This window comes from Haloechinothrix sp. LS1_15, from assembly GCF_033042135.1.
Lineage (GTDB): Bacteria > Actinomycetota > Actinomycetes > Mycobacteriales > Pseudonocardiaceae > Haloechinothrix.
Map to the genome: position 1 here is coordinate 89,714 of NZ_WBXM01000007.1, position 14,462 is coordinate 104,175.

Genomic DNA, 14,462 nt, shown 5'->3' on the forward strand with positions numbered 1-14,462 from the left:
GGGCTATGGCACGCTCTCGAGCGGCCTCACACGACCCTCGGAGCCCGCTGCACGGCCCCGTCATGCCGTGAGCTTCGCCGCCACCTCCGCGAACCGGTCGCGCAGCGCAGCGACGCCGGGACCAGGTGTGAGGAGGTCACGCGCCGAGGCGGGCAGCACCCCCCGCAGACCCGTGCCGAACGCCGAGCGGAGCGTTTCCACCGTGGCGCCCTGCGCCCCGAACCCCGGCGCGAGTACGGGACCGTTCAGGCCGCTCAGGTCCAGGCCCGTGCGGCCGTATGTCGCCCCGACCACCACGCCCACATCGCCCCACGGTTCGGCGCCTGCGTTGCGCTCGGCCGCCCCGTCCACGATCCGCTGCGCCACGCTACGGTTGTCGACCGTAGCGCGCTGCACCTCGGCACCCTCCGGGTTCGAGGTGAGCGCGAGCACGAACACCCCGCGACCGCTGCGCTCGGCTTCGGCCAGCGCCGGCTCCAGCGAGCCGAACCCCAGGTACGGCGACAGCGTCACGGCATCGACCGCCAGCGGGGCGTCCTCGGCGAGATAGGCACGGGCGTAGGCCGCCATCGTCGAGCCGATATCGCCCCGCTTGGCGTCGAGCAACACCAGCGCACCGGCCTCGCGGCAGGCGTGAACGGTGCGTTCCAACACCGCGATCCCTGCCGAGCCGTACGCCTCGAAGAACGCCGACTGCGGCTTGATCACCGGCGCCAGGTCGCCGAATGCCTCGACACAGGTGGCGGCGAACCGCTCCAGCCCGGTCACGTCCTCGGGCAGGCCCCACTCCCGCAGCAGCGCCGGGTGCGGGTCGATCCCGGCGCACGGGCCTGCCCGGTCGGCCATGGCCGCGGCCAACCGGGCACCGAATCGCATCAGGAATCCCCTGCCGGGGCCATCGCCGCGTGCAGCTGCTGCAATGACCGCACCCCGATGTCCCCGCGGATCGAGGCCTCGATCCCGTGCACGGCCGCGGCGGCGCCCTGCACCGTCGTGATGCACGGTACGTTGCGGGCCACCGCGGCGGTACGGATCTCGTAGCCGTCGATGCGCGGGCCGCTGTTGCCGTAGGGGGTGTTGATGATCATATCCACCCCGCCGTCCAGGATGATGTCGACGATGGTGGGCTCGCCGGGCCCCCGCGCACCGCTGGTGGTTCCCGTGTCATCGGAGTACTTGCGCACCTCCGCGCACGGCACCCCGTTGCGCCGCAACACCTCGGCGGTACCGGACGTGGCGAGGATCTCGAACCCGAGATCGGCCAGCCGCTTCACCGGGAAGATCAGCGCCCGCTTGTCCCGGTTGGCCACCGACACGAACACCGTTCCCGAGGTCGGCAGCGGCCCGTACGCGGCGACCTGTGATTTCGCGAACGCCATGCCGAAGGCGGCATCCACTCCCATCACCTCACCCGTCGACTTCATCTCGGGGCTGAGCAACGAGTCGACCCCGTGTCCCTCCGGGGTGCGGAAGCGGTGGAACGGCAGCACCGCCTCCTTGACCGCTACCGGCGCGTCGGGCGGCAACGTCCCGCCGTCCCCGGTCGCCCGCAACACCCCGCGCGCGCGAAGCTCCTTGATCGAGGCCCCGGTCATGATCAACGCAGCCGCCTTGGCGAGCGGGATACCGGTCGCCTTGGACACGAACGGTGCGGTGCGTGATGCTCTCGGGTTGGCCTCCAGCACGTACAGCACGTCACCCGCCAGCGCGTACTGCACGTTCAGCAGACCGCGCACCCCGACGCCCCTGGCGATGGCCTCCGTGGAAGCCCGCACGCGCTCGATGTCGGCCTTGCCGAGGGTGATGGGCGGCAACGCGCACGAGGAATCTCCGGAATGGATACCGGCCTCCTCGATGTGTTCCATGACCCCGCCGAGGTAGAGCTCCTCGCCGTCGAAGAGAGCATCCACGTCGATCTCGATGGCGTCGTCGAGGAAGCGGTCCACCAGTACCGGGTGCTCCGGGCTCACCTCGGTGGCCCTGGTGATGTACGAGGCGAGATGCTCGGTGTCGTACACGATCTCCATGCCACGCCCGCCGAGGACGTACGAGGGCCGCACCAGGACCGGGTAGCCGATCTCCTCGGCGACGAGCTTGGCTCCCTCGAACGAGGTGGCGGTCCCGTAGCGTGGTGCTGGTAGCCCGGCGGCGCCGAGCACATCGCCGAACGCACCCCGGTCCTCGGCCAGGTGAATGGCTTCCGGCGAGGTGCCCACGATGGGGACCCCGGCGGCCGCCAACCGCCGCGACAGGCTCAGCGGCGTCTGCCCGCCCAGCTGCACGATCACCGCGCCGACGGTGCCCGACTCCTGCTCGGCGTGCACGACCTCGAGCACGTCCTCGAAGGTCAGCGGCTCGAAGTACAGGCGGTCGGAGGTGTCGTAGTCGGTGGAGACCGTCTCGGGGTTGCAGTTGACCATGACGGTCTCGTAGCCGGCCTCGCGGAGCGCGAGCGTGGCGTGCACGCAGGAGTAGTCGAACTCGATGCCCTGCCCGATCCGGTTCGGCCCGGAGCCGAGGATGATGGCTTTCGGCCTGTCGCGCTGCGCGACCACCTCGGTCTCGGCGGCGGGATCGCTCTCGTATGCCGAGTAGTGGTACGGCGTCCTGGCGGCGAACTCGGCCGCGCAGGTGTCGACCGTCTTGAACACCGGCCGCACGCCGAGCCGGTGCCGTAGCGTGCGCACGCCGTCCTCCCCGGCCAGCTCCGGCCGCAACGCGGCGATCTGCCGATCCGACACCCCGAACCGCTTCGCCCTGCGCAGCAACGCCTCGTCGAGCACAGCCGCCTCGGTGATCTCGGCGCGCAGCTCCACGAGCGAGAGGATCTGGTCGACGAACCACGGGTCGATCCAGCTCGCCTCGCATACCTGCTCGACCGTGGCGCCGAGGCGCAGCGCCCGCTCCACGGTGTAGAGCCTGCCGTCGTGCGGGGTGCGCAGCGCATCCAGCGCTGACTCCACCGTCTCACCCTCGGGGTCCGGCTGCGTCCAGAACCCGAGCGAGCGGGTCTCCATCGACCGCAGCGCCTTGCCGAGCGCCTCGACGAAGCTGCGCCCCACCGCCATGGCCTCACCGACGCTCTTCATCGTCGTGGTCAGCTCCGGGTCGGCGCCGGGGAACTTCTCGAAGGCGAACCGCGGCGTCTTGACCACCACGTAATCCAACGTGGGCTCGAAGCTGGCGGGGGTCTCGCCGGTGATGTCGTTGGTGATCTCGTCGAGACTGTAGCCGATCGCGAGCTTGGCGGCGATCTTGGCGATGGGAAAGCCGGTGGCCTTGGACGCCAGCGCAGAGGACCGCGACACCCTCGGGTTCATCTCGATGACCACCATGCGCCCGGTGTCCGGGTGGAAGGCGAACTGGATGTTGCAGCCACCGGTGTCGACCCCGACCTCGCGCAGCACGTCGATGCCGACGTCACGCATCTGCTGGTACTCGCGGTCAGTCAGCGTCATCGACGGCGCCACCGTCACCGAATCGCCGGTGTGCACCCCCATCGCGTCGACGTTCTCGATGGAACAGACCACCACGACGTTGTCGCGGTAATCACGCATCAGTTCGAGCTCGTACTCCTTCCAGCCGAGCACGCTCTCCTCGACCAGTACCTCGCAGACCGGGCTCTCGGACAACCCGTAGGCAGCCATCCGCTCAAGGTCCTCTGGGGTGTGGGCCATACCAGAGCCACGGCCGCCCATGGTGTACGCGGGCCGGATCACCACCGGCAGCCCGATCTCGGCGACGCACTCACGGACCTCGTCCATCGTCTGGCACACCGCACTGCGCGGCACGTCGCCACCGACGGCGCGCACGATGTCCTTGAACTTCTGTCGGTCCTCGCCGCGCTGAATCGCCTCGATGTCGGCGCCGATCAACTCCACCCCGTAGCGTTCCAGCACGCCACGCCGGTCCAGCTCGACGGCGGCGTTCAGCGCCGTCTGTCCGCCGAGCGTGGCCAGCAGCGCATCCGGCCGCTCAGTGGCGATGACCTGTTCCAGGAACTCCGGCGTGACCGGCTCGAGGTAAGTGGAATCGGCGAACTCCGGATCGGTCATGATCGTCGCCGGGTTGGAGTTCACCAGACTGACCCGGAATCCTTCCTCGCGCAGCACCCGGCAGGCCTGCGTACCCGAGTAGTCGAACTCGGCGGCCTGACCGATCACGATCGGCCCGGATCCGATCACGAGGATGTGGGAAAGATCCGTCCTTTTCGGCATCAGCGTGCGTCCTCCATCAGCGCCACGAACTCGTCGAAAAGGATCGCGGCATCGTGTGGTCCTGCGGCAGCTTCGGGGTGGTACTGGACGGCGAAGGCGGGCACGTCGTGACAGCGCACCCCCTCGACCGTGTCGTCGTTGGGGCAGTAGTGACTGATCGTGGCCGCGCCGTAGGGCGAGGTGAACCGCGCGCCCGGCTCGCCCTCTAGGGCGAATCCGTGGTTCTGCGCGGTGATCGCGATACGGCGCGTAGCCGTATCCATCACGGGGATGTTCATGCCGCGATGGCCGTACCGCATCTTGTAGGTGTCCAGGCCGAGCGCCCGCCCGAGGATCTGATTGCCGAAGCAGATCCCGAACAGCGGCAGCTTGCGGTCGAGAACTTCCCTGGTCAAGGCGGTCGCGTGTGCAGTGGTGGCCGGATCGCCCGGCCCGTTCGACAGGAATACCCCGTCCGGTTCGATGGCCCGCACGTCCGCCATCGTGGCGGTGGCGGGCAGCACGTGCACCTCCATGCCACGCGCGCTCATCATCCGAGGGGTGTTGCTCTTGATGCCCAGGTCGATGGCGGCAACCCGGAACCGGGCCTCGCCCTCGGCGGGCACCACATACGGCGCCGAGGTGGTGACCTCCCCCGCGAGGTCGGCGCCCGCCATCGACGGCGAGTCCGCCACGCGCGCGACCATCTCGTCGGTGGTAGCCAACCCGTCACCGGAGAACACGCCCGCCCGCATCGCGCCGTGCTCGCGGATGTGCCGCGTCAACGTTCGGGTGTCGACCTGCGCGATGCCGACCACGCCCTGCCGTGCCAGCTCCTCCTGCAACGGGCGGCGGGAACGCCAGTTGGAGGGAATCCTCGCGGGTTCACGCACCACGTAGCCAGCCACCCAGATACGCGACGACTCGTCGTCCTCGTCGTTCCACCCGGTGTTGCCGATCTGCGGCGCGGTTTGCACCACGATCTGTTTGTGGTACGAGGGATCGGTCAGCGTCTCCTGGTAGCCGGTCATGCCGGTACAGAAGACGACCTCGCCGAACGCCGTTCCCTGCGCCCCGTAGCTCAGGCCGCGGTAGACCGCGCCGTCTTCGAGTACCAGTGCCGCGGGTGCCCGGTCCCCGGCATTGACCCGGTACGTGTCTGTTGCCTGCCTCGTCACCGTTCGTGCCCTCGCCCTTCGATCGTCCGCTGTTCGCTGCCCGTAGCCGGGTCGCTGTCGGCTGCGTGTCCCTGGCCATCCTGCTCCGAGGGGGCCATCGCGAGCAGCGCTCGCAACCAGTGCTCGTAGGCCGCCTTGTCCTCGGCGCGGAATCCGGTGTCGACCAGCTGGTCGCCGAGTCGCCAGGTGATCACCAGCAGCCCGTCGACGCCCATCACCTTGCCCGCCATCCCTTTCGACAGCCGCGCGTCGACCAGTGACTCCGCGGGGATGAAGAAGTCCGGTGCCCCGTCGCGGTCCACCACCACTCCGGCCGAGTAGCGCCGCAGCGTGGCCGGTCCGCTCATCCCGACTCCCCTGGCCACGATGCGGTCCTGCCAACGGCCCGCGCTGGTGGTGGCGACGTACACGCCCGTCGCGGTGTCGCGCGCCGCCGAGGCGTCCAGCTGTTCGGGAACCTCGGGAAACGGCGGGTACTGCGCGCTCTGGTGTCGGGCCTTGCGTCGCCAGCCGCGCCACATGAGCCACACCAGCAGCGCGAAGAATGCCAGCACGAGCATGGTGAGCAGGAACCGTTCCATCAGCGCGCGCCTCCTGTCCGTTCCGTGGCCCCAGTCGCTGTCCGCACCCCATCTCCGACGGTGGCACCGTCGGCCGCCGTCATCCGGCCGCGCAGCATCGTGGCGCGCACCGTGGCGGGCAGTGCCATCCCCTCGTACGGGGTATTACCCGCGATGCTGGCCAGCTGCTCACCGCGCACCGTCCAGCGCGCGTCCGGATCGACCAGCACCAGGTTGGCCGGTTCGCCCACCGCGATGGGCCTGCCCTGGTCCGGCAGCCGGGCGATCTCGGCGGGCCGCTCGCTCATCACGCGCGCCACCCCACGCCAGTCGAGCATTCCGGGACGCACCATCGTCTCGACCACCACCGACAGGGCCGTCTGTAGGCCGAGCATCCCCGGGCGCGCCACCGCCCACTCGGTGTCCTTATCCTGCACCGCGTGCGGTGCATGATCCGTCGCCACGCAGTCGATGGTCCCCTCGGCGAGCGCTTCACGCAGCGCAGTCACATCCGACTCGGTCCGCAGCGGCGGATTGACCTTGTTCACCGGGTCGTAGCCCGCGAGAAGCTCGTCGGTGAGCAACAGGTGGTGCGGTGTCACCTCGGCCGAGATCGCCGTCGCGCCGCGCGGGTGCCGCGGCTTGCCCCAGGCGAGCACGTCCGCGGTGCCGCGGGTGGAGACATGGCAGACGTGCAGCCGCGCTCCCGCGTGGGAAGCGAGGATGCAGTCCCGCGCCACAATGGCTTCCTCTGCCGAGGCTGGCCAGCCTGCCAGGCCGAGCAGCGCGGCACGCTCCCCCTCGTGAGCCTGAGCGCCCTCGGTCAGCCGCGGCTCCTCGGCATGCTGGGCGATCACCGCGTCCAGCCCCCTGGCGTATTCCAGTGCCCGCCGCATGATCAGCGGATCGGCGACGCAGTGACCGTCGTCGGAGAACACCCGCACCCCGGCCGCCGACGCTGCCATGGTGCCGAGCTCGGCGAGCTTGTCGCCCCGCAGGCCCACGGTGACCGCGCCCACCGGATGCACATCGACCAGCCCGACCTCCCTGCCTGCCCGCCACACGTGCTCGACGACCACGGCACTGTCCGCGACCGGTTCGGTATTGGCCATGGCGAACACCGCGGTGTAGCCGCCGAGCGCGGCCGCGGCCGACCCGGTCCGCACGGTCTCGGCGTCCTCCCTGCCGGGTTCCCGGAGGTGGGTATGCAGGTCAACGAATCCGGGCAGCAGCACGCCGCCCCGACCGTCCAGACGCTCGGCGTGCTCCTCGGCGGTGACCGTGCCGGACGGCCCGATCTCGGCGATGCGCTCGCCGGTGACCAGCACGTCGACCGGCTCGCCCTCTCCGTAGGGCCGCACGTTGGTGACCAGCACCGTTCCGGTTTCCGGCAGGCTGGCAGTCGTCACGTCTCGTCCTCCTCGGTCGCCGCGGCCAGCAAGTGGTACAGGATGGCCATGCGCACGTGCACGCCATTGCGCACCTGCTCAGTGATCGCCGAACTCGGGGTGTCGGCCACCGTGGAAGCGATCTCCATCCCGCGCAACATCGGACCGGGGTGCAGCACCACAGCGTGGTCGGGAAGCGCTGCCGCGCGCGCCTCGGTCAGCCCGAAGGACCGCGCGTACTCCCGTGCTGACGGGAAGAACGCGCCGTGCATCCGCTCTGCCTGTACCCGCAGCATCATCACCGCGTCCAGCTCGGACAGCTCGGCATCCAGCGTGTGCGAGACCGTCACCGGCCAGGACTCCACCCCGACAGGCAGCAGCGTCGGTGGCGCGACCAGCACCACGTCGGCACCCAGCGCCGAGAGCAGGTGCACGTTCGATCGCGCGACCCTGCTGTGCAGCACATCGCCCACGATGGCCACGCGGCGTCCGTCGAGGTCGCCGAGGCGCTCCCGCAGGGTCGCCGCGTCGAGCAGCGCCTGTGTCGGGTGCTCGTGCATCCCGTCACCCGCGTTGACGACCGCGGTTCCGGTGCCGTCGAGCCACTCGGCCAACCGGTGGGCGGCGCCGGAGGCCGGGTGGCGCAGCACCACGCAGTCCGCGCCCGCCGCCGCCAGCGTCAGTGCGGTGTCGCGCAACGACTCACCCTTGCCCACCGACGATCCACCCGCTGAGACGTTGACCACATCAGCGCTCATCCACTTTCCCGCCAGTTCGAACGACACGCGCGTGCGGGTGGAGTTCTCGTAGAACACCGTGATCACGGTGCGACCGCGCAGCGTCGGTAGCTTGCGCACCTGCTTGCCGAGCAGGTTCTGCTGCAGCGACATCGCGGTGTCCAGCAGCTGGGTCGCCCCCGCCCGGTCGAGGTCCGCGGTTGCCAGCAGGTGCTTCATTCCTGTTCCGCCTCACCCGTCGCGTCGTCGCCGTGCGGCCGGACGAGCAGGACGGCGTCCCTGCCGTCGACCTCCTCCAGCAGCACGCTCACCTCCTCGTCACGTGCCGTCGGAAGGTTCTTTCCCACGTAGTCGGCCCGGATGGGCAGCTCCCGGTGCCCGCGATCGGCCAGCACCGCGAGCTGTACCGCGCGCGGCCTGCCGTGTTCACCGAGCGCGTCCAATGCTGCCCGTGCGCTACGGCCGGAGAAGAGCACGTCGTCGACGAGGATTACGACCCGGTCGTCCACGCCGCCGCCGGGGACCTCCATCGGTTCCAATGGCCTGGTCGGGTGATTTCGGAGATCGTCGCGATACAGCGTGATATCGAGTGTGCCGTACGGCACATCCACTCCGGAGAAGATGGCGATGCGTTCAGCCAACCTGGCCGCGAGCGTCGCGCCGCGGGTGGGGATGCCCAGCAGGACGACGTCGGATGCGGCGGGCGATCCCAGCGCCGTCTTCTCGATGACCTGATGGGCCATCCGTGCGATGGTGCGCGCGACGTCATCGGCGGTGAGCAGCTCGCGAGGGGCGGGCTGACCTGCCGTTCGGTCCGCACCACGCGATGGTGGTGCCACGGTGTTCTCCTTCTCCGCCTCGCTGGACGGCTCATTAAAGGATCCGCTTCTCCCTCATCCCGCGCTGCCGTCGATGGAAGCGGTGCGCGGGGATCACGTCGACAATAGCAGCCACCGAGCTCCGCCAACCGGGTGGCTGTCGATACGCGCGGTTCCCACCGAGCCGATCCGCTGAGCTCGACCGATCGGGCGATGCGGTGAAACCGATGCAATTCGGCCACCGGATCGGGTTGACCTGGTGACGACAACAGGTAACCATTACGCTGAGTATTCGACTCGCTGAGTCCCCGCCAGCCAACCCGGCGTGACGGGGAGCACGAAACGGAGATGTGACCATATGGGCGATTACGCCAAAGCGCTCGGGGCCAAGCTCCGGGGTATCCGACAGCAGCAGGGATTGTCCCTGCACGGGGTCGAGCAGAAGTCAGGTGGACGCTGGAAAGCGGTGGTCGTCGGCTCCTACGAGCGCGGCGACCGGGCCGTCACCGTCCAGAAGCTGGCGGAGCTGGCCGATTTCTACGGCGTGCCGGTGGTCGAGCTGCTGCCGGAGGGACGCGTGCCTTCCGGGGCGGAACCCGCCACCAAGATCGTGATCAATCTCGAACGGCTGCAGCAACTGCCCGCCGAGAAAGTCGGGCCGCTGGCCCGCTATGCCGCGACGATCCAGAGCCAACGCGGGGATTACAACGGGAAGGTGCTGTCCATCCGTACCGAGGATCTCCGCTCGCTGGCGATCATCTACGACATGACACCCGGTGAACTGACCGAGCAGCTCATCGAGTGGGGAGTCCTCCCTCCGGAGGCTCGGCCCGCCAAGGACGACGCCTGACCAGACAGGCTAGAGCACGGCGCGCAACCGGTCCGCGATGGTGGCGATGCGACCCAGCACGCCATTGACGAACCGGGGCGAGTCGTCGGTCGACAGCTCCTTGGCGAGGCCGACGGCCTCGTCGATGGCAACGGCGTCCGGCACGTCGGCGACCCACAGCATCTCGTAGAGGCCGATGCGCAGCACCGCACGGTCCACCGCTGGCATCCGGTCCAGGGTCCAGCCGTGCGAGTGCTCGGCGAGGATCTCGTCGATGCGCGCCCGATGGGCGCCGACGCCCTCGATGAGGCTGATCGTGTAGTCGGCGATCGGCTCGGCGTCGGGCGAGCCGACGCGACCGGCAGTCAGCGACACCGGGTCCTCGTCACGCTGCTCGGCCTCGTAGAACAGCTCCACGGCACGCTGCCTGGCGGCATGCCGCCCGAACGGAGCTCGCTTCGGCGCGGAATCAGCGCTCATTCCGCCCGCTCACCGCAAGTTGTCACGCACATTCCTACCGCCTACCCGCCGCAGCGGTCATCGAATCCGGGTCATGGGACGTGCTCGGGGATCAACTCGCGGCGCGGCCGAGATACCGGCCGTCCCGGCTGTCGATCTTGATCCGCTCGCCGGTGTCGAGGAACAGCGGGACGTGAACCTCCGTGCCCGTTTCCAACGTCGCAGGCTTGGTTCCCCCTGTCGAGCGGTCACCCTGCACACCGGGGCCGGTCTCGGTGATCGTCAGCTCCACCGTGGTCGGCAGCTCCACGAACAGCGGGACGTTCTCGTGGAACGAGACCTGCACCTCGGAGTTCTCCAGCATGAACCGTGCGGCGTCGCCGACGGTCTCCGGCGGGATCGGCACCTGCTCGAAGGTCTCGCCATCCATGAAGACGTAGTCGGTGCCGTCGTTGTAGAGGTAGGTCATCTCCCGCCGGTCCACGGTGGCGGTGTCGACCTTGACGCCCGCGTTGAACGTCTTGTCCACGACCTTGCCGGTCATCACGTTCTTCAGCGTCGTCCTGACGAAGGCGCCGCCCTTGCCTGGTTTGACGTGCTGGAAATTCACGACCGACCACAGCTGGCCGTCGAGGTTGAGAACAAGGCCGTTCTTCAGGTCGTTGGTGGTCGCCACTGGTCTTCTAGCTCCCGTGCTGCTCGCGGTGCTCTCGTACGATGTTCTCGGTGGATGACGTCACCGCAGGCCGTCGCCGCTGCGCGCAGGCAGCGCTCGCGGTTCCCGCCGGACTTGCTCCGGTAGGGCGGGAACGACCCTCCCACGGCCACGGTTCGCTGGCGCCGCCGTCACACGGTGACCAGTTCCTTGGTGGACAGCGTCAGGACCTCGTTGCCGTCCTCACGCACCGCGAGGGTGTCCTCGATGCGCACACCACCGCGATCGGCCAGGTACACACCGGGCTCGACGGTGACCGTCATTCCGGCGGCCAGTGTACCGGTGGCCTCCTTGGCCAGCCGTGGTGCCTCGTGCACATCCAACCCCACGCCGTGACCGAGACCGTGCAGGAACCGCTCACCGTAACCGGCACGCTCGATCACCTCCCGCGCGGCGCGATCGACGGCCGCGAGCTCCGCACCACCGAGGGCTGCCTGGCACCCGGCCGCCTGTGCGGTTCGCACCAGCTGGTAGAGCTCGCGTTGCCAGTCGGCAGGCGGGCCGACCACGAGCATGCGCGTCATGTCCGAGTGGTACCCGTCGACAAGGGCGCCGAAATCGATCTTGACCAGATCACCCGTGCAGAGCTCGGCATCGGTGGGCCGGTGGTGCGGGATCGCCGAGTGGGCTCCCGCGGCGACGATGGTCTCGAAAGCGGGACCGGCAGCGCCGTTGTCCATCATCCTGCTCTCGAGCTCACGCGCGATCTGCCGTTCGGTCATCCCGGCACGGACCTCACCCTGCTCGATCACCTCGGCCAGCGCGCGATCCGCTGCGGCACAGGCCATGCGGATGGCTTCGATCTCCGATTCGTCCTTGACCATCCGCAGCCGCTCGACCAGTCCCGGCGCCCGCCGCAGCTCGACCCCCTCGGCCTGCTCCAGCAACGCGTCATAGGTGTCCACGCTGACGTGCTGGCTCTCGAACCCGAGACGCCGGAACCGTTCCCGATCGGCCGCCGCGCGCCGGGTGAGCGCGCTCCCGCACTGACGCTCGATCACCTGCTCCAACTGGCCGACTTCGGCCGCGGCCTGCTGCTCGTAGCGGCCATCGGTGCAGAACACGCTGCGCTTGTCCTCGGCGCTGTGCACGAGCAACGCCGCATTCGATCCCGTAAAGCCGGTCAGGTAACGAATGTTGCGCAGGTCGGTCACCAGCATGGCGTCGAGCTCGTGCTCGACAAGCCGGGCGCGCAGCGCGTCCCTGCGCGCCTCGTGCGTCTGATGGATATGCGAGTCGGACACCGCTCCACCCTATCCGGACGAGCCGTCTCGGCAAGGGCGGTCGCCGGGTCGCAGGCAGGCACCGGCGGCCGCGCTTGACCACCGCGAGCGAGGTGGGCGGCGTGGCTCGTACAGTGGGGGCGTGCCTGCCTGGTTGCTACGCGGCCTGGTCCTCGCCGTGGTGCACGCCGCGGTGAGCGTCTCGCTCGCGAAACTCGCCGTGATCCGCCCCACTGAGTCCCCCATGGTCACCTCGCTGGCCTTCGCGCTGCTCATCGGCACGGCAGCTGCTTGGAGCGCGGTGGACGGTTGGCTCCGCGCCCCGAACCGTGGCCGCACCTGGGTCATCGCCACCGCGATCGCCGCTGTCGGTGCGGGAATCCTCGACGTGGCGGGCAGGGCTGCGTTCGTCGACCAGACCGGCATCTCCGCGCTGGGCGACGCGCTGACCGCGGGGGCGGCGTTCGTCGCGTTGCTCGTACTCCTGCCAGCCGGGCTCGGCCTGTTCGTCGGCGGCAGGCTCGAGCCGCCGGTCGCGCGCTCGGCAGGCTCCTCGACCGGGTCATCGGCAGAGAAATCGGTGCTGCCGGATGAGCAGGCTGGTGAGGATCACCCGAAACCCGGCGCTTCCGGGTAGCTCTGCCACTCACCGTCGCTGACGGTCCTGTTCGGTGAGCCATTACGCTCGGCGAGCTCGTCGATGCCGTCCTCCGCCACCGGCCACATCCTGTCGTCGTCGAGCACCACGCCGCCCCGGTGATTCGGCGAAGACAGTACCGGCGCGCCCGGCTCCAGCCGCGCCGTGGCCCGCAGGGGCCCCAGCGAACCGGGCCGGACGTCCAGTACCCGGTCGGCCAGCAGCTCCGCCACCTCGCGTCGCTGGACCCTCACCACCTCGCTATCGGTGATCACATCCATCTCGCCGTCCACCACGTCACCGCCCGCGGCGGGGACGGCGTAGCCGTCCAGCACGGCCATCGCGATCCCGGCATCGGCGCAGGCGGCCACCTCCACCAGGTCGAGCCCGAAACGTCGCAGGTCGGTCGGGGCTTCGGTGTTGCGCGTCGCGCGGATGACGTCCAGCGGCACGGTCTCGCAGGGCTCGCGCGCCGACACCGGGGCATGACCTTTCGGATCGCGCAGCAGGCCGGGACCTTCCCGCCACTGACCCTCGATCACCACCGGCTCGTACGGTGTGGTGGCGAAGTCCCTGTCGAAGAAGGTGACGGTGGTGCCTGCGGTGGTTTGGTGGGCCACCGCGAAGGCGTCGAGCGCGGCCACCCACATCAGGTCCACGCTGAACGCGTCGATCACCGCGTGTTCCCTGGTCTCCTCCGGTGAGGTGACAGGGTCGAACCCGTCAGGGCCGAGCGCCTCGACATCGGAGGCGAACGCCGGGTCGGGTGAGCGCAGCACGAACTGACCGGCACCGTTCCAGCCAGCGGCGTGTCCGGTGGTGTCGGTGAACATCAGGTAGTACCGGCCCTCCAGGTAAGTCACCGCGGGCTGGCCAGCGCCGTAAGTGTTGGCCCGCTCGGTGTCGAACGCGGCCCGCACGATCGGCTCGCCACCGTTGACGCGCCGCCAGTTCTTGCCGTCCTCGCTCTTGGCCAGCCCGATGGCATTGGCGAAATCGCCGTCGCCGTCCGCGCCGGTGTAGTAGAGGTAGTAGCGATCATCGACACGGATCACCGACGGGTCACAGGTGTGCACTGCGTCGAAGCCGCTGGAGCTCCCGGAGAAGACCGCGAGCGGGATTCCCCCGTTCGGACCGGTGAAGTGATCAGCGCCGGAATCGGCGACGCCGTACACGATGTCGTCGCCCGCGGGCCGGGCGGTGTTGTACTGGCTGCACCACCACATCCGGGTGTGGTCCCCGTCCCGCATCACGGTCGGCGTGTAGTTGTACGGCGCCCCCGCGCCCCCCTCGGCGACCACACCCCGGCTGGCGCGCGGGTTACCGGTGGCCAGCGTCACCGTCTCGGCGGCGCTGCCGTGGCCATCGCCCTCCCCGGTGGGGTTGGCCAGCCCGTCGGCGACGGTGCCGGAGCCGCCGAGACCGGCGTGGCCGGTGCCCGTTGGGCTCGGAATCGCGGAGGTGCACGCCATGAGCACGGCCGCGCCCGCGGCCACCGCGACTACCTGCCAGCGGCGCCGCACCACTCTCGCTGCCCTGCTCATCGCCTTGTGATCCTCCGTCGCTCGCGCCCAGGTACCCGCCAGAGGAGAGCGTGTGCTGCAGTCGGTCTCTGGTCGGCCCGCCGAGAACCAATCCGGCAGCCGTGATCACGACGCTGCGCACCAGCTTACGGTGATCGTCGCACTTCCGGGTGGTGATCGCAGTTGTCGCGAACGTTTT

13 protein-coding genes are annotated in these 14,462 nt (G+C 69.4%); 2 read left to right on the plus strand and 11 right to left on the minus strand.

Going from position 1 to position 14,462, the window contains the following annotated elements:
- Nucleotides 1–60: 60 nt before the first annotated feature.
- Genes pyrF through pyrR form a run of 7 tightly spaced genes read right to left on the minus strand, consistent with a single transcriptional unit; the run spans nucleotide 61 to nucleotide 8,898 of the window.
- Nucleotides 61–876, minus strand: a complete 816-nt coding sequence (pyrF, locus tag F8178_RS12445; protein ID WP_317494918.1) for an orotidine-5'-phosphate decarboxylase — start codon at nucleotides 874–876, stop codon at nucleotides 61–63.
- On the minus strand, nucleotides 876–4,217 hold the full coding sequence (gene carB / locus F8178_RS12450; RefSeq protein WP_317494919.1) for a carbamoyl-phosphate synthase large subunit: 3,342 nt from the start codon (nucleotides 4,215–4,217) through the stop codon (nucleotides 876–878). Before carB ends, pyrF begins: the two co-directional genes overlap by 1 nt.
- A complete protein-coding gene (gene carA / locus F8178_RS12455; protein ID WP_317494920.1) occupies nucleotides 4,217–5,374 on the minus strand; it encodes a glutamine-hydrolyzing carbamoyl-phosphate synthase small subunit in 1,158 nt (385 codons plus the stop codon). Before carA ends, carB begins: the two co-directional genes overlap by 1 nt.
- Nucleotides 5,371–5,955: a transporter gene (locus tag F8178_RS12460; RefSeq protein ID WP_317494921.1), complete on the minus strand. Its 585-nt coding sequence runs from the start codon at nucleotides 5,953–5,955 to the stop codon at nucleotides 5,371–5,373. The genes carA and F8178_RS12460 overlap by 4 nt, the downstream gene beginning before the upstream one ends.
- Complete coding sequence (locus F8178_RS12465; RefSeq protein ID WP_317494922.1) at nucleotides 5,955–7,343, minus strand: dihydroorotase; 1,389 nt, start codon at nucleotides 7,341–7,343, stop codon at nucleotides 5,955–5,957. The genes F8178_RS12460 and F8178_RS12465 overlap by 1 nt, the downstream gene beginning before the upstream one ends.
- Nucleotides 7,340–8,278, minus strand: a complete 939-nt coding sequence (locus F8178_RS12470; protein ID WP_317494923.1) for an aspartate carbamoyltransferase catalytic subunit — start codon at nucleotides 8,276–8,278, stop codon at nucleotides 7,340–7,342. The genes F8178_RS12465 and F8178_RS12470 overlap by 4 nt, the downstream gene beginning before the upstream one ends.
- Nucleotides 8,275–8,898: a bifunctional pyr operon transcriptional regulator/uracil phosphoribosyltransferase PyrR gene (gene pyrR / locus F8178_RS12475; RefSeq protein WP_317494924.1), complete on the minus strand. Its 624-nt coding sequence runs from the start codon at nucleotides 8,896–8,898 to the stop codon at nucleotides 8,275–8,277. The genes F8178_RS12470 and pyrR overlap by 4 nt, the downstream gene beginning before the upstream one ends.
- Before the next feature lie 337 nt (nucleotides 8,899–9,235).
- Here pyrR and F8178_RS12480 point away from each other — a divergent pair, with 337 nt between their 5' ends.
- On the plus strand, nucleotides 9,236–9,727 hold the full coding sequence (locus F8178_RS12480) for a transcriptional regulator (RefSeq protein ID WP_317494925.1): 492 nt from the start codon (nucleotides 9,236–9,238) through the stop codon (nucleotides 9,725–9,727).
- A 9-nt stretch (nucleotides 9,728–9,736) separates the two neighbouring features.
- Here the strand turns inward: F8178_RS12480 and nusB are convergent, their stop codons facing one another.
- From nusB to F8178_RS12495, 3 genes are all read right to left on the minus strand, one after another.
- A complete protein-coding gene (gene nusB / locus F8178_RS12485; protein ID WP_317494926.1) occupies nucleotides 9,737–10,186 on the minus strand; it encodes a transcription antitermination factor NusB in 450 nt (149 codons plus the stop codon).
- Between the two features lie 91 nt (nucleotides 10,187–10,277).
- Complete coding sequence (gene efp / locus F8178_RS12490) at nucleotides 10,278–10,841, minus strand: elongation factor P (protein ID WP_317494927.1); 564 nt, start codon at nucleotides 10,839–10,841, stop codon at nucleotides 10,278–10,280.
- A 170-nt stretch (nucleotides 10,842–11,011) separates the two neighbouring features.
- Nucleotides 11,012–12,109, minus strand: coding sequence for a Xaa-Pro peptidase family protein (locus F8178_RS12495; protein ID WP_317495091.1), 1,098 nt, complete (start codon nucleotides 12,107–12,109; stop codon nucleotides 11,012–11,014).
- A 136-nt stretch (nucleotides 12,110–12,245) separates the two neighbouring features.
- Here F8178_RS12495 and F8178_RS12500 point away from each other — a divergent pair, with 136 nt between their 5' ends.
- Nucleotides 12,246–12,740: a B-4DMT family transporter gene (locus F8178_RS12500; RefSeq protein WP_317494928.1), complete on the plus strand. Its 495-nt coding sequence runs from the start codon at nucleotides 12,246–12,248 to the stop codon at nucleotides 12,738–12,740.
- Here F8178_RS12500 and F8178_RS12505 read toward each other — a convergent pair.
- Nucleotides 12,713–14,284, minus strand: a complete 1,572-nt coding sequence (locus F8178_RS12505; RefSeq protein ID WP_317494929.1) for a family 43 glycosylhydrolase — start codon at nucleotides 14,282–14,284, stop codon at nucleotides 12,713–12,715. The genes F8178_RS12500 and F8178_RS12505 overlap by 28 nt on opposite strands.
- Nucleotides 14,285–14,462: the final 178 nt, after the last annotated feature.